At 68.8% G+C, this 19076-nt stretch carries 14 protein-coding genes; 8 read left to right on the forward strand and 6 right to left on the reverse strand.

The annotated features are described in order from the left end of the window. Positions 1–92: 92 nt before the first annotated feature. A complete protein-coding gene (locus AC5P9C_RS12890; RefSeq protein ID WP_057494590.1) occupies positions 93–836 on the reverse strand; it encodes a basic secretory protein-like protein in 744 nt (247 codons plus the stop codon). Next, complete coding sequence (locus AC5P9C_RS12895) at positions 833–4177, reverse strand: GH92 family glycosyl hydrolase (protein WP_343541145.1); 3345 nt, start codon at positions 4175–4177, stop codon at positions 833–835. The genes AC5P9C_RS12890 and AC5P9C_RS12895 overlap by 4 nt, the downstream gene beginning before the upstream one ends. 418 nt (positions 4178–4595) lie before the next feature. Between AC5P9C_RS12895 and AC5P9C_RS12900 the strand changes: the two genes are divergently transcribed. From AC5P9C_RS12900 to AC5P9C_RS12915, 4 genes are all read left to right on the forward strand, one after another. Then, on the forward strand, positions 4596–4793 hold the full coding sequence (locus AC5P9C_RS12900; protein ID WP_005410967.1) for a zinc-finger domain-containing protein: 198 nt from the start codon (positions 4596–4598) through the stop codon (positions 4791–4793). A gap of 15 nt (positions 4794–4808) precedes the next feature. Beyond that, positions 4809–5924 (forward strand): glycosyltransferase, encoded by a 1116-nt coding sequence (locus tag AC5P9C_RS12905; RefSeq protein ID WP_343541143.1) that lies wholly within the window; start codon positions 4809–4811, stop codon positions 5922–5924. Then, complete coding sequence (locus AC5P9C_RS12910) at positions 5905–7236, forward strand: O-antigen ligase family protein (RefSeq protein WP_057494586.1); 1332 nt, start codon at positions 5905–5907, stop codon at positions 7234–7236. The genes AC5P9C_RS12905 and AC5P9C_RS12910 overlap by 20 nt, the downstream gene beginning before the upstream one ends. A gap of 150 nt (positions 7237–7386) precedes the next feature. Next, the gene (locus AC5P9C_RS12915) at positions 7387–7836 is read left to right on the forward strand and encodes an REP-associated tyrosine transposase (protein ID WP_049469964.1); all 450 of its coding nucleotides are present in this window, start codon (positions 7387–7389) and stop codon (positions 7834–7836) included. Between the two features lie 74 nt (positions 7837–7910). Here AC5P9C_RS12915 and AC5P9C_RS12920 read toward each other — a convergent pair whose 3' ends face one another. Further along, a complete protein-coding gene (locus AC5P9C_RS12920) occupies positions 7911–8828 on the reverse strand; it encodes an LpxL/LpxP family Kdo(2)-lipid IV(A) lauroyl/palmitoleoyl acyltransferase (protein WP_049469961.1) in 918 nt (305 codons plus the stop codon). 60 nt (positions 8829–8888) lie between these two features. Here AC5P9C_RS12920 and waaA point away from each other — a divergent pair, with 60 nt between their 5' ends. Continuing rightward, positions 8889–10187 carry a lipid IV(A) 3-deoxy-D-manno-octulosonic acid transferase gene (waaA, locus tag AC5P9C_RS12925; protein WP_049469960.1) on the forward strand — a complete coding sequence of 433 codons (1299 nt, stop codon included), beginning with the start codon at positions 8889–8891 and terminating at the stop codon, positions 10185–10187. Positions 10188–10410: 223 nt separating this feature from the next. Continuing rightward, positions 10411–11655, forward strand: coding sequence for an amino acid transporter (locus AC5P9C_RS12930; RefSeq protein ID WP_164687755.1), 1245 nt, complete (start codon positions 10411–10413; stop codon positions 11653–11655). 99 nt (positions 11656–11754) lie between these two features. Here the strand turns inward: AC5P9C_RS12930 and AC5P9C_RS12935 are convergent, their stop codons facing one another. The 3 genes from AC5P9C_RS12935 to AC5P9C_RS12945 all read right to left on the reverse strand — a co-directional run bounded on the left by AC5P9C_RS12935 (position 11755) and on the right by AC5P9C_RS12945 (position 14595). Beyond that, complete coding sequence (locus AC5P9C_RS12935; RefSeq protein ID WP_049469956.1) at positions 11755–13113, reverse strand: TolC family outer membrane protein; 1359 nt, start codon at positions 13111–13113, stop codon at positions 11755–11757. A 16-nt stretch (positions 13114–13129) separates the two neighbouring features. After that, positions 13130–13777, reverse strand: a complete 648-nt coding sequence (locus tag AC5P9C_RS12940) for a protein-L-isoaspartate O-methyltransferase family protein (RefSeq protein ID WP_049469955.1) — start codon at positions 13775–13777, stop codon at positions 13130–13132. 140 nt (positions 13778–13917) lie between these two features. Next, positions 13918–14595, reverse strand: a complete 678-nt coding sequence (locus AC5P9C_RS12945; protein WP_049469953.1) for a TetR/AcrR family transcriptional regulator — start codon at positions 14593–14595, stop codon at positions 13918–13920. A gap of 118 nt (positions 14596–14713) precedes the next feature. On the opposite strand from AC5P9C_RS12945, the gene AC5P9C_RS12950 reads away from it, so the two are divergent. Next, on the forward strand, positions 14714–15844 hold the full coding sequence (locus tag AC5P9C_RS12950; RefSeq protein WP_049469951.1) for an efflux RND transporter periplasmic adaptor subunit: 1131 nt from the start codon (positions 14714–14716) through the stop codon (positions 15842–15844). 4 nt (positions 15845–15848) lie between these two features. Next, positions 15849–19010, forward strand: a complete 3162-nt coding sequence (locus AC5P9C_RS12955; protein ID WP_414615182.1) for an efflux RND transporter permease subunit — start codon at positions 15849–15851, stop codon at positions 19008–19010. The last annotated feature ends 66 nt before the right edge of the window (positions 19011–19076 follow it).

The raw sequence follows: 19076 nt of genomic DNA on the forward strand, positions 1-19076 counted from the left end.
GCTGTTCGCGCTGTACGCCGGTTTCGTGCAGTCGCGCTGAGGCGTAGACGACGGCGCCGGGCAATGCCCGGCGAACCGGTGGTACGTGGGCGTCAGCGCCGCTTGCCGCGGCGTGCAGGCGCCGGCGGCGGTGCATCCGAACGCGGCTTGGCGTACTGCGCCCACAGCGCCGGCAGCGCCTTGCCGGTGTGCTTCTGCCACAGTGCCGGTGCATAGCGACCGTCGCGCAGGGCCGTGTCCAGTGCCAGCACCAGGCCCGGGTGTTCGGCGTCGGCCCACTTCAGGAACGCGCCGGTGACCCGGTAGCCGCTGTCGAAGTTCTGCCCTTTCTCGACCTTGCCCGGCAGTGCCCATCCGGCAGCGGCGTTGTCCATGCCGTAGCGGTCGCGCGCGTAGTCGGCGATGCCTTCCACCAGCCAGCCCGGCACCCGCGCATCGCCATAGCCCGGGTAGCCCTGCACGATGTGCATGGCTTCATGGGTGACCAGGTCGATGTCGTTGGGATGCTGCGCCAACCAGCCGGGGTTGATGGTGATCGTCGCCGCCTGGTCCTTGTCACCGACGAAGGCGATGCCGGTGTAGGCCGGATCGATCACGATGCGCACCATCGCCGGCGCGGCCGGGTGGAAGTCCGCACGTTCGCGCAGGTAGGCGAAGTAGAACGTATCGATGATCCGCTTGCGCTGCGGCGCGGCCAGGGCACCCCGGGCGTCCTGGTAGTTCAGCGTGACACCGTCGCGGGTCAGCTGCGCGTCGAAGGCCTGGGTCTGGCCGAAGCTGGGGAAGGAAAAGGCAACAAGGGCCAGGGGCAACAGACGGTAGCGCATGGGGTTCATTGTACGGCGCTGGGCGCCAACAGTTCGATCTCCGCCAGCGGCAGCCGGCCGGGTGCGTCCAGGCGCAGCCGGTACGCGTCGTAGCGGCCTGGCCGGGCGATGCGGAACGGACGGGTCTGGCGGGCAGACTCGAAGGCTTCGCCGCTGCGCTGGTCGAGCACGGTCCAGCGGCCGTTGCCGTTGCGCGCTTCCAGCGTCCATTCACCGCCCTGGATGCGGCCGTCACCGCTGGTGAGGGTGTACATCGTCGGCGTGCCGTCGCCCAGGCCGGTCAGCGTGATCGTTGCGCCGCCACCCAGGCCCACGCTGGTGGCCGCATCGTCATCGACCAGCGCCGGCAGCGCGCGGCCATCGGCCAACGCCGCCTTCGCGCCGCTGCCGAGCAGGTCGTGCAGCAGTTGCGGGCGCTGGCCGCGCGCGGTCAACGAGCGCGGCACGTCATCGGCGCCGCTGCCCCAGCGCGACGGTTGCGGGCCCATCTCGAAGTCCAGCGTCGCGCCCTTGGCGATCAGCTCGTGCGGCACCCAGGTCTTCGTCCACGGCCTGCCGTTGATCTTCAGTGACTGCACGTAGACGTTCTCGCGCGAGTTGTTGGCCGCGTTCACGGTCAGCACCGCGCCGCCCTGCAGCTCCACCCGCGCGTGGCGGAAGACCGGCGATCCGATCACGTACTCCGGGGCGCCCATGCGCAGCGGGTACAGGCCCAGCGACGCCAGCACGTACCACGCCGAGGTCTCGCCGTTGTCCTCGTCGCCCGGGTAGCCCTGGCCGATCTCGCTGCCGACGTACAGCCGCGACAGGATCTCGCGCACGTGCTGCTGGGTCTTCCATGGCTGCCCGGCGTACAGGTACATCCACGGAATGTGGTGCGCCGGCTGGTTGCTGTGCGCGTACATGCCCATGCGCACATCGCGCGCTTCGGTCATTTCGTGGATGGTGCCGCCGTAGGACCCGGCGAACGCGGGGTCGGCGGTTTCCGGCGTGGCAAAGAAGGTATCCAGCTTCGCCGCCAGCTTGTCGCGGCCACCGTACAGCGCGGCCAGGCCTTCGCCATCGTGGGCGGCGGTGAAGGCGAAGGTCCAGCCGTTGGATTCGGTGTAGTCATGGCCCCACACGCGCGGGTCGTAGTCCTTGGCGTCCACGCGCCACTGGCCATCGGCGTTGCGGCCCTGGAAGAAGCCGGCGGCCGGATCGAACATCGTCGCGTAGCTGGCGGCGCGATAGCGGAAGTACTCAGCCTCGGTGCGGTAGCGCTCGCGTGCGGCCGGCGTGGCCGCGCGCCTGGCCAGCGCATCGGCCATGTTGGCGATACCGAAGTCATTGAGCGCGCCTTCCATCGTCCACGACATGCCTTCGTGCACGTCCGCGCTGGCGTAGCCACGGAAGGTCGAACGGTCCATGCCCTTGCGGCCGACATGGCGATCGGGCGGGACCACGGTCGCGTTCTTCAGCGCGGCGGCGTAGGCTTCGGCCGGATCGAAGCCACCGATGCCCTTCAGCCAGGCATCGGCGAAGGCCACGTCCGAGCTGGTGCCGACCATCAGGTCGGCGTAGCCCGGCGACGACCAGCGCGCGATCCAGCCGCCGGCGCGGTACTGCTCGATGAAGCCCTGCACCATCTGCCCGGCATCGTCGGGCGTGAACAGGGCATACGCCGGCCAGGTGGTGCGGAAGGTGTCCCAGAAGCCGTTGTTGACGAACACCTTGCCATCGCGCACGCCGGTGAAGCTGCGGTTCGCGCTGCCCTCGGTGTTGTCGTCGCTGGCGCTGGCCTGGTTGGCGTAACGCCAGTCCGGCGCGGCCGCGCTGCCGGCGTTCTCATGCCCGGAATTGGGATACAGGTACAGCCGGTACAGGCTGGAGTACAGCGTGGTCTTCTGGTCGTCGCTGGCATCGCCGATGTCGAAGCGGGCCAGGCGTGCGTCCCACGCATCCTGCGCGCGTCCGGCCACGCTCTCCAGCGTGTCGGTTGAAGCGATTTCCAGCGCCAGGTTGTGCCGCGCCTGCTCCACCGAGATCAGCGAGGTGGCGATGCGCATCGTCACCCGCCGGTCGCTGCCGGCATCGAACTTGATGTAGCCGGTCGGGCGCCCGGTGTCGATGCGACCGCTGCTGCGCCAGGGCCTGTCGAAGCTGGCCACCACGTACATGCGGCTGGCGCCGTTGGACAGGCCGCTGCGCGTATCGGTGTAGCCGCTGAGGGTCTGCGTCGCCGGGTCCAGGCTCAGGCCACCGCGCGCATCGACATTGTCGAACAGCAGGTTGGCATCGCCACCCTCGGGAAACTCGAAACGGAACAGCGCGGCATGATCGGTCGGCGCGATGGCAGCAGCGATGCCATTGTCGAAGCGCACGTCATAGCGATACGGGCGCGCGCTTTCATGGCGGCGGTCGAACGACAGCGCACGCTTGCGGCGGTCGGCGTCCGGCACGCCACGGCTGGCCGAAGGCATCACCTGGAAGGTCTGGCGGTCACCCATCCACGGGCTGGGCTGGTGGCTCAGTGCAAGCGCCTGCAGCTGCGGGCGGTTCTGTGCATCGTTCTGCTCGTTCCAGCGGTACAGCCAGTTCAGCGCGCCGGCGTCGGTCACCGGGGTCCAGAAGTTGAACCCGTGCGGCACCGCCGTGGCCGGGAAATTGTTGCCGCGCGAGAAGGTGCCATTGGCCTGGGTGCCGCGGGTGGTCAGCACCCAGTCGGAGACGCGCTGTGGCTGCTGCCTCGGCACTGCGTCCAGGCGTACGTCGTCGATCCAGCCGGAGACCGGTGCACCTTCGGCACTGGCCACCTCCAGCTCGATCGCCACCACGCGGCGGCCTTTCAGTGCGGGCACCTCGCCCAGCCGCACCGCCTTGCGTGCCCACTGCTGCGGGTACAGCGTCTTCGACTCGCCCTGCGCACGCGCGCCGATCGCCACGCCATGCTGGTCGCGCGCTGCACCGGCCGATACGCGGCTGCCGTCGTCCAGCAGCAGGTCCAGCGAGACATACGTCGAGGCCACGCTGTCGCCGCCGACGATTTCCGGCAGCACCAGCCACGACAGCGTGGTATCGGCCTCGATCGGCAGGTCGGTCCTGAACAGTTCGCGCCGCGCGCTGCCGCCCTCGCTGCTGTAGTGCAGCGCATGCAGGCCGCTGTAGCCGGCGTTGCGCTTGGCGGTGTAGGGCGCGGCCGGGCCATTGCCGATCGTGACCTGCAGTGCGCCGGCGGCCTGCGTCGGGGCCGGTTCGCCCGGTTCGAACGAGGTCTGCAGCCCCTGTGCCAGCACCGGCATCGCAGTGGTCGCACAGGCCAGGGCCAGGGCGAGCGGAAGCAGGGCGCGGCGTGGATCGGACAGGGTCATGCAAGGGTCTCCCGGAAGGGCTGGCGGCGGGTAGCACCCGCATCGGCGGACACCACGGGCAGCATCGCTCCGCCCGCCAGGATGGCAGTGGAAGAGGCGATGCCGGTCCGGTGGGGGCGGGCCATGCGATCGGGTCGGAGTGAGCAGGTCGGTGGTGACCTGGGCCGATCCTGCAACAGCCGCCGCGCGCTGACAAGTGCCATTTAGTTCGATCCAAATGCGGGAAATATCGTCGGGACCGATTCTGGCCGGCGAACCTGCCGCAACCCCCGCGTGAATCGAGCGGGTACAGCGGCCCGGCGCGCGGGGAGCGCTGCGAAGGACCGCCCACCGCGCGCAATGGCCCGTTGCGGCGCAATGTCGGCGCGGCCCAGATGCTAGAATCACAGGCCTCGCAACCCGTTCATCGACATCCGCCATGAGCCATACCGCCACCGCGCCCGCCAACGCCGAGAAGCGCTACACCGTGCACCGCAGCGATCTGCCGCTGAGCTGCCCGACCCCGGAAATGGCGCTGTGGAACTCGCATCCGCGGGTGTACCTGCCGATCGAAGACGAACCCAACGGCGAAGCGCAGTGCCCCTACTGCGGTTCCGTGTTCGTGCTGGCCGACTAAACGGCGGCCCTTTCGATGCGCCGATTGACCGTGGTGCAGTTGCTGCCGGCGCTGCACTCCGGCGGTGTCGAGCGCTCGACCCTGGAAATCGCTGCGGCCCTGGTCGCCGCAGGCCATCGCGCGCTGGTGGTGTCTGCCGGCGGCCGCTTGGTGCAGCCGCTGCTGGACAGCGGTGCCGAGCACCTCACCCTGGACATTGGCCGCAAGTCGCTCCTGACCCTGCGCCATCTGCCGACCCTGCGTCGGCTGTTTGCCGAGGTGGGCGCGGATATCGTGCATGCCCGATCGCGGCTGCCGGCGTGGCTGGGCCTTTATGCGATCCGTGCCCTGCCTGCCGCGCAGCGCCCGCATTGGGTGACCACCGTGCACGGGTTGAATTCGCCCAGCCGCTACAGCGCGGTGATGACCAGCGGCGAACGCGTGATCTGCGTGTCCAATACCGTGCGCGCCTACGTGCAGCGCCACTACCCGACGGTGCCGGAAGACAACCTGCAGGTCATACCGCGGGGTGTGGATGTCGGCCAGTTCCCACGCGTGGCGCGCGCCGACCGCCGCCCGCGGCTGGCCCTGGCGGCCGATTACCCCTGGCTGGCGCAGGTGCACGGCCCGCTGCTGCTGCTGCCGGGGCGCGGCACCCGGCTGAAGGGCCACGCCCACGCGTTGCAGCTGCTGGCCGATGTGCGTGCCGCCGGCGTGCCTGCCCAGCTGTGGATGCTGGGCACCGACGAACCCGGGCGCGAGGCCTACGTGGCCGACCTGCGCCGCCAGGCTGCGGCCCTGGGCGTAACCGAGGCGCTGCACATCAGCACGCCAACCGCACGTATCGCCCAGGCCTACGCCGCCAGCGATCTGGTGCTGCAGCTGTCGGACAAACCGGAAGCGTTTGGCCGCACCGTGGTCGAGGCGCTGTCGGTCGGCCGCCCGGTGCTGGGCTGGAACCACGGCGGCGTCGGCGAACTGCTGCATCAGCTGCAGCCCAGCGGTGCGGTACCGCTCGGCGACGCGCGCGCACTGGGTGAACGTGCGCTGGCCCTGCTGGCGCAGCCGCCGTCCTTGCCGACCCGTATCCCGTTTACCCTGCAGGCCATGCAGCGCGATACGCTCCGCCTCTATGCCGACCTCGCCGGCTGACCCTTCCGTCCTGGTGCGCGACGACCGCGCCGGGCGCTGGGCACCCTGGTGGGTGCTCGCGTACGTGGCGATGTGGCCGTTGCCGGGCATCGCCGAAACCGTGCTCGGACTGGGCGCGCTGTACGCTGCCGCGCGCATGGTCATGCGCCGGCTGCAGCGCCGCCCGCACCTGTTGAGCACGGCAGCCTGGGCGCTGACCTCGATCCTGTTCCTCGGCTACTGGCTGCCGCAGGCGTTCTCGGCCTTCGACGCCATCGATCCTTCCGCTTCGTGGACCAAGGCCGCCGCTGGCCTGCGCTACCTGCCCTTCATGTGGCTGGTGGCGATCGCAGTGGCCACACCGGAGCGGCGGCGGCTGACCTTTGGCGGGCTGGCGCTGATCACCGGCGCGTGGACGCTGGACGCGCTGGTGCAGGCGCTGGCCGGCACCAGCCCCTGGTTCTGGTCGCTGGAACACCTGAAGCTGGCCGTGAGTGGCCACGCGCTGTGCCCGGCTGACGAAGCCGCGCTGGCCGACCGCCTCAGTGGCGCGCTCGGGCCGTGCAACCTGAAGTTCGGCCAGGTGCTGGCCAGCCTGTCACCGTTCCTGCTGCTGCCGATGGCACGGCGGTTTGGCAATGCGGGTTGGCTGCTGGCTGCCGCCGCACTGGGGTGCGTGCTGCTGCTGGCCGGTTCGCGTGCCTCGTGGATCACCTTTGTGCTGGTGCTGGCCTACAGCGGCGTGCGCCAGTTCGGCGGGAAGCGGCTGCTGCTGCTGGCCCTGCTGGCGGCGCTGGGCGCTGCGGCGCTGACCGCGGGCGCGCCGCAGCTGCGCGAACGGGTTGCGCGTACGGCGCAGGCCTGGAACGAAGATGGGCAGGGCGTCGACCAGGCACTCTCGGGGCGTGCCCGCATCTGGAAGGCGGCCGTGTGCATGATCGAGGAACATCCGGTCAACGGCGTCGGTGCGCGTGGCTTCCGCGATGCATATCCGGCGTGCGTCGCCGAGGATGGCCCGGCAGTGTGGGGCCATCAACCGGCATTGCACGCCCACCAGATCGTGCTGGAAATCCTTGCCGAGACCGGCGTGCTGGGCCTGCTGCTGTGGTTGGCGGCGGTGGCGCAGGCCTGGCGGGCCTGGCGGTACGCTCCGGCAGCCGCGCGCGACCGCGCTCGGCCGGCGATGCTGGCGCTGGCGGTGACGGTGTTCCCGCTCAATACGCACCTGGCGTTCTACTCCGCGTTCTGGGGGGGGCTGACCGTGCTGCTGGCTGCGTTGTTTGCCGGCAGCCTGCTGGCGCGGGACGCGGACGACACGCCGACGGTGGTGTGATCGTCTATCCACGCATGGCGTGGCGCGACTGCCCGTACCGAACGGAGCATGCTTGGGTAGATCCACGCCCTGCGTGGATGGTGCTTTCCCGACGCAACTACCGGTCAACCACCACTACCGGCGTTTCCCTGCGTATCGCACGCTGGAGGTATGGCCAGCCCCAGACTTCGCTACGGTCGGTATTCCCGATCCGGCAACGTGTACTCATTGACCACAGCAACCCTCGGCCGCGAACCGTTGTTCGCCGATGCGGCAAACGTGGCGATCCTGATCGACACACTGCGCTTCGTAGAGCGCAAGGGCTTCAGCCACAGCCTGGCCTGGGTGGTCATGCCCGACCATCTGCACTGGCTGATGGAGCTGCACGGAGGAACCCTGGCCGAGTGCATGGCCCTGCTCAAATCACGCAGCAGCCGTCTGTTGAACCGGCGATTGGAGCGACAAGGGCCGCTGTGGCAGCACGGTTACCACGATCACGCCGTACGCAGCGATGAATCCCTTCATGAGAAGGCGATGTACATCCTGGCCAATCCGGTCCGTGCGGGCCTGGCCAGCACGTTGGGTGAGTACCCGCACGCATGGTGCCGTTGGCCGTTGTAGGTGCCGGCACCCGGATGTAGAGCATCCACGCATGGCGTGGATCAAGCTGCACATGAAACCATCCCGCCCCACCGTTATTTGTAGAAATCACTCCGGCCGCCGGGCTGGCGCTTGAAGCGGCGGTGGATCCACAGGTACTGGTCGGGAGCCTCGCGCACCATCGCTTCGATGGCCTGGTTGACCCGGGTGGTATCGGCCTCCACATCCTCGCTGGGGAAGTTCTCCAGCGGTGCGCCGATCTTCAGGAAGTACTTCCCGCCTTCGCGACGGTGGAAGTACGGAATCACCGCACAGCCGGTCATGCGTGCCAGCTGATGGGTGGCGGTGATGGTTGAAGCGGTGTGGCCAAAGAACGGCACGAACACGGTGTCCTTGCCCCGCATGTCCTGGTCTGGCGCGTACCACAGGAAGCCGCCTTTCTTCAGGTGGCGCACGGTCGCGCGGATGTCCTCGTTGGCGAACATCGCCTTGGCATAGCGCAGGCGGCCGAACTTCACCGCCCACTCGTACACCGGGTTCTTGTGCTTGCGGTACATGCCGGAAAGATCGACGTAGTCGCACAGCAGGCGTCCGCACATCTCCAGGGTCATGAAGTGGCCGGACACCAGCAGCACGCCGCGGCCCTCGGCCTGCATCTGCCGCAGGTGTTCCAGGCCTTCGATCCGCACCTGCGGGCGGATGCGGTCGATGCTGCCCCACCAGGCACGAATGCACTCGAACACGCCCACGCCCAGCGCGTCGAAACTGTCGCGCACCAGGCGCTGGCGCCACGCTTCGTCCTTCTCGGGGAAGCACAGCTGCAGGTTGACCTCGGCGGCGCGGCGGCGGCTGCCGAGCAGGCGCCAGGTGATCCAGCCGACGCCCCGGCCCAGCGCGCGCTGCAGCAGCCACGGCAGGCGGGCGATGGCGAAGGCGCCGAACATGGCGGCGAACATCGGCCAGTTGCGCGGATCGCGCAGCGACGGGCGGACGGCGGTGGTGGCATCGGACATTGCGGCATTCTACCAAGGCCGCCGCGTGTCTTTCCCGGGGGGCTCCCGTATCCTTGCCGCATGCGCAAAGACCCTGTCGAGTGGATCCTGCGCGGCCTGTACTCGGTCGTGCTCTACATCCTGCTGCCGATCACCGTGTACCACCTGGTCTGGCGCGGCTTCCGGGTCCGTGAGTACTTCCGGCGCTGGGACGAACGCTATGCCTCCTATCCGCAGCCGACCGGCCAGCCGCGGGTGTGGCTGCACGCGGTCTCGGTGGGCGAGGTCAATGCCGCCGCGCCGCTGGTCAACGCACTGCGCCAGCAGCGCCCGGACATCCGCTGGGTCATCACCACCATCACCCCGACCGGCTCCGAGCGCGTGCGCGCGCTGTGGGGCGACGCGCTGGACCACGTCTACCTGCCATACGACGTGCCGGGCAGCGTCAACCGCTTCCTCGGCCATTTCCAGCCCAGCCTGGCGCTGATCCTGGAAACCGAACTGTGGCCGAACATGCTGTTCGGCTGCCGCGACCGCGGCATTCCGGTCTACATCCTCAATGCCCGCCTGTCCGCCCGCTCGCTGCGTGGCTACCGGCTGCTGGCGGCATTGATCCGCCGTGCGCTGCGCACCGTCACCTGCGTGGCGGCGCAGTCGCAGGACGATGCCGAGCGCTTCGTGCAGCTGGGGGCCGAGCCCCGCCAGGTGCAGGCCCTGGGCAACCTGAAGTTCGACATCGCCACGCCGGACGTGCAGGGCTTCGTCGAACAGTTCCATGCGCGGGTACCGGCCGCACGCCCGGTGTGGATCGCCGCCAGTACCCACGATGGCGAGGAGCAGGCGGTGATCGACCTGCACCGCCGCCTGCGCGCGCAGCATCCGGACCTGCTGCTGCTGTGGGCGCCGCGCCATCCCGAGCGGTTCCCCAAGGTGGAAGCGCTGGCACGCGAACAGGGCTGGCGCGTGGCGACCCGCCGCGTGGACCAGTGGCCGCACGCGGCCACCGACGTGTTCGTCATCGATACGCTCGGCGAGCTGATGCCGTTCTATGCCTGCGCGCAGGTCGCCTTCGTCGGCGGCAGCCTGCAGGCCATCGGTGGCCACAACCTGCTGGAGCCCGCGGCGATGGGAACGGCGGCGGTGACGGGCCCACACCTGCACAACTTCGCGGAAATCTCCCGGCGCATGCGCGAGGCCGGCGCGCTGCTGATCGGCGAGGACGCGCAGGCGGTGGGCGATCTGCTGCAGCACCTGCTCGACGATGCGCAGGCGCGCGAAGACATGGCTCGCGCGGGCTGCACGCTGGTCAGCAATGGCCGGGGCGCGCTGCAGCGCACGCTGGCCCTGGTCGCGCCGCACCTGCCGCCGCCGCGCGGGTGATCCCGGCGCAGCGGCGTCGGCGCCGCTGCAAGCCATTGTCGTGATCAACTTCATCAATTCTGCTTAGCGACGATTTTTCTGTCGCTGCCGGACCGACCCCGCTGATGACAGCGTGCCTGCGATCACAACGCAGCGCGCACGGCACCGATTCCGATTCCGCAGGGCGACGCAGGCTGCCAGCCTGCTGTCGACCGCGCTTGGGCGGATATCAAGGGAACTTGCGATGGACGGCGACAGCGGCAGGGACGGCACCGGTGGGGCCCGGCTGGGAATGGACCATCTGGCGATGGTGGCGCTGACGCTGCTGGTGGGGGGCAGCGTGATCGCGCTGGTGGGCCAGCACACGGCCGCACAGGCGGGCCCGGCCATCGTGCTGAGCCTGGTGCTGGCTGCATTGGGGGCAGGCCTGGTGCTGTGCTGCCTGCAGGAGCTGGTAGTGCGGTGGCCGGCGGCCGAGGGCCTGCACGGCTTGCTGGCCGCCAGCTGGGGCTCCCGCGTGGCGGACGTGCTCGGCCTGGCCTTGCTGCTGGAACTGGTGGCGACCACGGCGGGGGTGACCCAATCGATGGTCCACCACGCGCATGCGGCGCTGGCTGCGGCAGGCCTGCAGGCCAGCGACCCGCTGCCGACGCTGGCGGCGGCAGGCGTGGGCCTGCTGCTGGCTGTGTTGGCGCTGCTGCCGCCCCGGCGCGTGGCCCTGGTGGTGTGCGCCCTGCTGACGGTGAAGATCGGCGTGGGGTTGCTGCTGCTGGCCCTGGCGGCACGCCACGTGCACTACGCGCACTGGATTCCCTGGCTGCCACCGGCAACCGCCCCGTATCGGTTCGGGCTGGGCGGGGTGCTGGCGGCTGCGGTGCCGCTGCTGGGGATATTTGCCAGCGTCGGCCTGGCCCTGGGCTTTCCTGCGCTGCGCCGGCAGGGTGCGGCCTGGCAGCCGGCGTTGCTGGCGCTGGTCTCGTTGCTGGCGATGCTGCTGTTGATCGTGCTCGCGGCACTGCAGGCCGGGCTGGTCGAATTTTCCGCATTGGCCAGCTCCCGGCCACTGTCGGTGGCGTTGCAGGTGCATCCGCAGCTGCAATGGATGCAGCCGTTGCTGCCCCTGGGCGGTGCGGCGGGACTGGCGGCGCTGCTGCTGGTGCTGCTGATGCTGGCCGTGCGGCTGGCGACGTCGTTGTGGCCACGCCTGCCGGCCGCAGCAGGACGTCCGGGCGCGGGCCCGGTCACGGTGGCGATCGGGTTGCTGGTGGTGATGCTGGCGCTGTGGCTGCCCCCGGGCAGCCTGCCGGCGCTGCCGGGCAGCGCAACCCTGCTGGTGATGGCGGCCCTGTGCCTGGCGGTACTGCGGCCACGGACCGGAGCGCGGCAGGATGCAGCCGCGCGCGGGCTGCTGATGCCGTTGCTGGCGCCGCTGGCGGTCGCGCTGTGCCTGCTTGCAGCGCTGGAACGCCTGCGGGCGTGGCCGCTCTGACCGCCGCCGGGACCCTGCCGCGGCTGGGCGCGCACGGAAGCATGTCCACAAAAAAGCCACCCTCGCGGGTGGCTTCTTCGTTGCCGGCCAGGCGAAACCTCAGTGCGTGGTCGTGGCCGGGTTGCCTGCGTCCTGGGTCAGCAGCCGGTTGACGTCCTGCAGTTCGGCCACGTCCAGCGCACCCAGCGACTGGCTCAGCAGCAGGCGGTTCTGCAGGAAGGTGTAGCGGGCCTGCGCATAGTCCAGCTGCGCCGAGAACAGGATGCGCTGGTTCTGGATCACGTCCAGCACGGTACGGGTACCGACTTCCAGGCCAACCTGCGAGGCGTCATAGGCGCTCTGTGCCGAAACTACCGCCAGGCGGCGGGCTTCCACTTCGCTGATGCCCTGCACCAGGGTCTGGTACGCATTGCGGGTGTTGCGGTCCAGGGCGCGCTTCTGCTGCTCGTAGCCGTCCTGGGCGATGTCACGCTGGGCCAGTGCCTGGCGCACGCCGGACTGGGTGGCGCCACCGGCGAAGATCGGCACGCTCAGGGTCAGGCCGATGCTGTTGGTGCGGGCATCCGGCGACAGCGAGCCGGCGCCGGTGCTGTCACCCCACGTTGCACTCTTGCCCCAGCTGCCGCCCAGCGACAGGGTCGGGTAGTGGCCGCCGCGGGCGGCCTGCACGCCGGCTTCGGCGGCACTGACCTTCAGTTCCTGCGCCTTCAGCGCCGGATTCTGGGTGGTGGCCTGCTGCACCAGCTCATCGATGTTGCCGCGGTTGGCCGGCACTTCCGGGCGGAAGTCGGCCGGCAGCCCACGCAGGTTGGTCACCGGCTGGCCGGTCAGTTCGGTCAGGGCCTGGTAGTTATCGGCCAGGGTGTTCTGCGCAACGATGGTGTTGGCACGCGCCTGGTCGTACTGGGCGCGTGCTTCGTGCACGTCGGTGATCGGCGCCAGGCCCACTTCCAGGCGCTTGTCGGCGAAGTCGAACTGCTTCTTCGCGGCCGCTTCGTTGGTCTGTGCGGCGTTCAGCGATTCGATCGCCACCAGCACGTTGAAGTAGGCCGCCGAGGTTCGCACGATCAGGCTGTCGTTGGCCGAATCGAGGGTGAAATCCGCCGCCTTGCTCAGCTCACGCTGCGAGCGCAGGTTGTTGATCTGGGTCCAGTTGAACAGCGTCTGGCTGCCGTCGATCGTGTAGGTGCGGCGCTTGTTGGTGAACGAGCCGGAATTGGCGTCCGCGTTCGGCTCGCTGCGCGTGCGGTTCAGCGTGGCCTGGCCGTTGATCTGCGGCAGCAGGGCGGCACGCGCCTGCACGGCGCCTTCCTTGTCGTACAGCCGGGTCGATTCGGCGGCCGACAGCTGCGGATCGCCATTGCGGGCCATTTCGTAGACCTGCAGCAGGTCGGCGGCATGGGCGGACAACGGCAGCAGGGCAGTGGCCAGCGCAACAGCGAGGGATCGGCGGATCATTGCGGCTTCCTTGGACTCAGAGGTGGAACTGGGGGGCCGGGGCGGCACCACGCAGGTAATCGATATCGGTCTCGAACAGGGACTCGCTGCTGCCGTCGGCCTTGACCAGCAGGGCCTCCATCGCCGGCGAACGGCCGTGGATCACGAACAGCCGACCGCCCGGACGCAGCCACGAAGCGAACTGTGACGGCACCACGTCGACCGCACCAGTGACACAGATCACGTCAAAGCGGCGTTCGGTCTGCCAGGACAGGGCGTCGGCCACTTCCACACGGACATTGGTGCCCAGGCCGGAGGCGTCCAGGCGCGCGCGCGCGGCTGCGGCCAGCTCCGGGTCGATTTCCAGGCTCAGCACGTCGCGCGCCAGCGCGCCGATGCAGGCCGACAGGAAGCCGCTGCCGGTGCCGATTTCCAGCACTTCATCACCCGGCTGCAGGTCCAGCGCCTGCAGGGTACGGCCCTCGATGACCGGCTTCATCATCTTCTGGCCGTTGCCGATCGGCAGTTCGACATCGGCATAGGCCAGTGCCCGGTGCGCGTCGGCGACAAAGGCCTCGCGCGGCAGGCGGGCCAGGACGTCGAGCACCTTGATGTCCAGCACGTCCCAGGGACGGATCTGCTGTTCCACCATCAGTTCGCGGGCGTGGGCGTAATCAATCGTCATGAGGTTCAAATCCAGCGCAGTGGGCCGGCCATTTTACCGGTGCCGGAGGCCGGCGGCGCGCCCAGAGCATCAGCTGCCGGGGGGCCGGGGTCGCAGTGCCGGAAGTCATCGCGACCTCCGGTTCATTCAGGTTTGCCGTTTCAGCCGGTTCCGGCCCCTCGCGGCGCATACGCGCGCAGGAAGAAGTCGACGCTGGCGGTGACGTGGACCAGAGGGTCGCACTCCACCGGTGACAGTGGCATGCCGCACATCATATGCATGTGCACTTCGCCCTTGACCAGGGTCAGGAACTGTTCGCCCGCCAGTGCATAGTCGGCGATCTCCAGTTCGCCACGCTCGGCGCGCGCGCGAAGGAAGTCCGCCAGGGCCTCGCAGGTACGCTCCGGGCCGGCTTTCCAGAACAGCTCGCGCAGGCGCTCGTCGGTCTCCGGCGACATCATCATGCGCTGGATCGAGATCGCCGCGTCGGAGGTGATCAGCTGGAAGAACGCCAGGCCGATGCCGATCAGCTGGTCGCGCAGCGGGCCATCCGCATCGGCCACGAACAGCGCGTCGGGCAGCATTTCAATGCACTTGGACTGCACGGCCTCGGAGAACAGGGTCTCCTTGTCGCCGAAATGGCTGTACACGGTCAGCTTCGAGACACCGGCCTGGGCGGCGATGGTGTCCATGCTCACGCCGGTATAGCCCTGTTCGATGAACAGGGCCTTGGCGGCATCCAGGATCGCTGCGCGCTTGCCGAGGTCCTTGGGACGCCCGGGTCCGGCGGCCTTGGCAGCAGGCTTGGCCGACGGCTTTCGGGAAGTGGGAGAACTCATCGCGCTAATACTAGACCAAGCGGTTCGATATTTATACTATACCGGCCGGTTTATTAAATTGGGCCGGCAGTCGCGGCTCCCCCTTAGTTGCAACCCTGCGTTTTCAGGACGTTGACCGATGAAGATCGTGCGCTGGATGGGCGGTATGGTGTGGGTGGCTGCGCTGGCAGCCTGTTCTGGGCAGGAACAGGCGCCCCAGGCGGCCGTGCCGGTGCTGGTGGTCCATCCCGGGGAGCAGGCCGGGCAGGCGCCGGCGGCGTTCCCCGGAACGGTACGTGCGCGGCAGGAGAGCCCCTTGTCGTTCCGCGTCGGCGGCAACCTGGTCAAGCGCCACGTCGATGCCGGGCAACGGGTGAAGAAGGGCGATGTGCTGGCCGAGCTGGACGTGGCCGACTTCGCGCTGCAGGCCCGTGCCTCGCAGGCACAGCTGGCTGCGGCCGAAGCCGATCTGGTGCGTGCCCGTGATGACCTCAAGCGCTACCAGGTGCTGGCCGACCAGCAACTGGTCAGCCGCTCGCAGCTGGACCAGCAGTCGGCTGCGTTCAAGGCCGCGCAGGGCCAGGCCAACGCCGCCCGCGCCAACCTCGATGTGCTGCGCAACCAGGCCGGCTACGCGCAGCTGCGCGCCCCGGCCGACGGCGTGATCGCCAGCCGCGAGGCCGAAGCCGGGCAAGTGGTGTCGGCGGGCCAGACCATCTTCAACCTGGCCGCCGATGGTGCACGCGAAGTGCTGATCGACCTGCCCGAGGCCACTCTCCGTGACTACGCGGTCGGCCAGCCGGTCGAGGTGGAATTGTGGAACCGCCCGGGCCAGCGCCTGCCGGGCACGATCCGCGAGATCGCGGCCGCCGCCGATCCGCAGGCCCGCACCTATGCGACCCGGGTCAGCCTGGCGGCCGATGCGCTGGCCGATGTCGAACTGGGCCAGAGCGCGCGCGTGTACAGCAGCGCCGGCCGCCACGGCACCCTGCAGCTGCCGCTGGGCGCGCTGCAGCGCGGTGCCAATGGTGCTGCCAGCGTGTGGGTGGTCGATCCGGCCAACAGCACGTTGAAGGCCGCCGCGGTCACCACCGGTGCCTACGGCAGCGAGACGGTGCCGGTGCTGTCCGGCGTGGGGGCCGGTGACTGGGTGGTCGCCGCAGGCGGCCACCTGCTGCGTGCCGGCCAGCCGGTGATCGCCGTGGACCGGCAGAACCGGCCGGTGCTGAAGCCGGCCACGCCGGCCGCTGCCGCCAAGGCCAGGGAGTAAGCCGGTGCGCCGCTTCAATCTTTCCGAGTGGGCGTTGTCCAATCGCCCGCTGGTGCTGTTCGCGATGCTGGCCTTCGCGCTGATCGGCGTGTGGTCGTACAAGCATCTGGGCCAGTCCGAGGACCCGCCATTCACGTTCAAGGCGATGGTGGTGCGCACGCTGTGGCCGGGCGCCACCGCCGAACAGGTCTCGCGTCAGGTGACCGAGCCGATCGAGAAGGCGCTGATGAACACCGGCGAGTACGAGTTCATCCGCTCGTATTCGCGCCCGGGCGAATCGCAGGTCATCTTCATGGCGCGCGACAGCCTGCGTTCCAGGCAGATCCCGGACCTGTGGTACCAGGTGCGCAAGCGCGTGGGTGACATCCGTCCGACGCTACCGCGCGAGATCGTCGGCCCTTTCTTCAACGATGAGTTCGGCGACACCTACGGCAACATCTACGCCTTGACCGGCAAGGGCTTCGACTACGCGGTGATGCGCGACTACGCCGACCGCATCCAGCTGGAACTGCAGCGCGTGCCCGACGTCGGCAAGATCGACCTGGTCGGCCTGCAGGACGAGAAGGTCTGGATCGAGCTGTCCAACACCCGACTGGCGACACTGGGCGTGTCGATGCAGCAGGTGCAGCAGGCACTGGCCGACCAGAACGCGGTCACCGGCACCAGCTTCTTCGAGACCGCCACCGACCGCGTGCAGCTGCGCGTGACCGGCCAGTTCAACGACATCGACGCGATCCGGCAGTTCCCGATCCGTGCTGGCGACCGCACCGTGCACCTGGGTGACATCGCCGAGGTCAAGCGCGGCTTCGCCGATCCGGCGTCGCCGAAGATGCGCTTCATGGGCGAAGAGGCGATCGGCCTTGCGGTGGCGATGAAGGATGGCGGTGACATCCTCAAGCTCGGTGCCAACCTTGATGCCGAGTTCCAACGGCTGCAGAAGACCCTGCCGGCCGGCATGCAGCTGCGCAAGGTCTCCGACCAGCCGCAATCGGTGGAAGAGTCGGTCGGCGAGTTCGTGCAGGTGCTGACCGAGGCGGTGGTGATCGTGCTGCTGGTCAGCTTCTTCTCGCTGGGCCTGCGTACCGGCCTGGTGGTGGGCGTCACCATTCCGCTGGTGCTGGCGATGACCTTCTTCGTCATGCACTACTTCGACATCGGCCTGCACAAGATCTCGCTGGGCGCGCTGGTGCTGGCGCTGGGCCTGCTGGTGGACGATGCGATCATCGCGGTGGAGATGATGGCCACCAAGATGGAGCAGGGCTTCGATCGCCTGCGTGCGGCCAGTTTCGCCTGGGAATCCACGGCGTTCCCGATGTTGACCGGCACCCTGATCACCGCGGCCGGATTCCTGCCGATCGCCACGGCGGCATCGAGCACCGGTGAATACACCCGTTCGCTGTTCCAGGTGGTGACCATCGCGCTGGTGGTGTCGTGGATCGCAGCGGTGCTGTTCATCCCGTACCTGGGCGACAAGATGCTGCCGGACCTGTTCAATCCGCAGCCGCCGAAGCCGGGCAGCCTGTCCGCGCGCTGGCGGGCCAGGCGCCAGCAGTGGGCCGATCGCTATCCGGCGCTTGCCAACCTGATCGCACCGCCGCAGCACGGGCATGACCACGATCCGTACCAGCGTCCGTTCTACCGCAGCTTCCGTCGCTTCCTCGACGCCTGCCTGCGCCGCCGCTGGTGGGTGATCGCCGCAACCATCGCCCTGTTCGTGTTCTCGCTGATGATGTTCCGCTTCGTGCCGCAGCAGTTCTTCCCGGATTCGACCCGGCCGGAGCTGATGGTGGACATCGAGCTGGCCGAGGGCGCATCGCTGCGTTCGACCCAGGCCCAGGCCGAGAAGCTGGAGACGCTGCTGTCCGGCCGCGAGGGCATCGCCAACTACGTGTCCTACGTGGGCACCGGTTCGCCGCGCTTCTACCTGCCGCTGGACCAGCAGCTGCCGGCGACCAACTTCGCCCAGTTCGTGGTGCTGGCCAAGGACATCAAATCGCGCGAAAGCACCCGTGACTGGCTGCTGCACGAAGTGATCCCGAAGTTCCCGGATGTGCAGATGCGCGTGACCCGGCTGGAGAACGGCCCGCCGGTCGGCTACCCGGTGCAGATGCGCATCTCCGGCGAGCACATCGAGAAGGTGCAGGCGATCGCGCGCCAGGTCGAGGCCAAGGTGCGTGAGAACCCGCACGTGATGAACGTGAACCTGGACTGGAGCGAGCCGAGCAAGGTGGTGCGGCTGGTGATCGACCAGGAGCGGGCCCGCGCGCTGGGCGTGAGCAGTGCCCAGGTCAGCCAGTTCCTGGCCAGTTCGCTGGCCGGCCAGTCGGTGAGCGTGTATCGCGAAGGCAACCGCCAGATCGAGATGCTGCTGCGCGGGCCGGCCGATGAGCGCAACCAGCTGGAACTGCTGTCCAGCCTGTCGATGCCGACCGCCAATGGCGGCAGCATCACGCTCTCGCAGGTGGCGACGATGGAGTACGGTTTCGAGGACGGCATCATCTGGCACCGCAACCGGTTGCCGACCGTGACCGTGCGCGCCGACATCAGCGATGGCATGCAGGCGCTGGACGTGGTGCACCAGATCGTGCCCACGCTGGACGGCATCCGCGCCGAGCTGCCCAGCGGCTACCTGCTGGAAACCGGCGGTACCGTGGAGGATTCGGCGCGTGGCCAGAACTCGATCAAGGCCGGCATGCCGCTGTTCCTGGTGGTGGTGGCCACGCTGCTGATGCTGCAGCTGCGCAGCTTCTCGCGAGCAGCGATGGTGCTGGTGACCGCACCGCTGGGCATCATCGGCGCGACCCTGTTCCTGCTGCTGTTCCGCGCGCCCTTCGGCTTCGTGGCGCTGCTGGGCACGATCGCCCTGGCCGGCATGATCATGCGCAACTCGGTGATCCTGATCGACCAGATCCAGCAGGACATCGATGCCGGGCACGACCGCTGGCATTCGATCATCGATGCCACGGTGCGCCGCTTCCGCCCGATCGTGCTGACCGCGCTGGCGGCGGTGCTGGCGATGATTCCGCTGTCGCGCAGTGCGTTCTACGGCTCGATGGCGATCTCGATCATGGGCGGCCTGATCGTCGGCACGGTGCTGACGCTGGTGTTCCTGCCGGCGCTGTATGCGGCATGGTTCCGGGTGAAGCCGGACGAATCCGGGGCGTAATGCCCCGGGTTCTGCGGCCGCCGCCCCGGGTAGGTGCCAACCCTGGTTGGCACATCTCCCAGTAGA

Source organism: Stenotrophomonas sp. YJH_SMC_10 (genome assembly GCF_059371555.1).